Origin of the sequence: Streptomyces sp. NBRC 110028 (assembly GCF_001417735.1) — a bacterium.
Taxonomy (GTDB): domain Bacteria; phylum Actinomycetota; class Actinomycetes; order Streptomycetales; family Streptomycetaceae; genus Streptomyces.
In genome coordinates, this window is sequence record NZ_BBUZ01000017.1 from 1 (window position 1) to 624 (window position 624).

Here is a 624-nt window from a genome sequence, read left to right on the forward strand (position 1 = left end):
CAGTGCCCCGCGACCGCGACGGCTCCTTCGAGCCGAAGATTGTTTCAAGAAGCGGCAGAAGCGGCAGAAGCGTCTGACGGGCGTCGATGAGATGGTCATCTCGCTGGCTGCGAAGGGCCTGACCACCGGCGAGGTCCAGGCCCACCTGGCGGAGGTCTATGGTGCCGAGGTCTCCCGCCAGACCATCTCCACCATCACCGACAAGGTCCTGGAGGGCCTGGAGGGTATGGCCGAATGGCAGAGTCGCCCCCTCGACGCCGTCTATCCGGTGGTCTTCATCGACGCCATCCACGTGAAGATCCGCGATGGCGCGGTGGCCAACCGGCCCATCTACGTGGCCCTGGCCGTCACCGCCGAGGGTCGGCGGGAGATCCTCGGGCTATGGGCCGGCGACGGCGGCGAGGGCGCCAAGCACTGGCTGCACATTCTCACCGAAATCAAGAACCGCGGCGTCAGTGATGTGCTCATGCTCGTCTGCGACGGGCTCAAGGGCCTGCCCGAGGCAGTGGAGACCGTCTGGCCGCGGACGATCGTGCAGACCTGCGTGGTGCACCTGCTGCGGAGCTCCTTCCGCTATGCCGCCCGCCAGGACTGGGACAAGATCGCCAAGCTTCTCAAGCCCGT

1 pseudogene is annotated in these 624 nt (G+C 66.5%); it reads left to right on the forward strand.

Annotated elements, in window-relative coordinates:
- Nucleotides 1-624 (forward strand): annotated as a pseudogene (locus ASC60_RS00100) (IS256 family transposase); the annotation flags it as partial.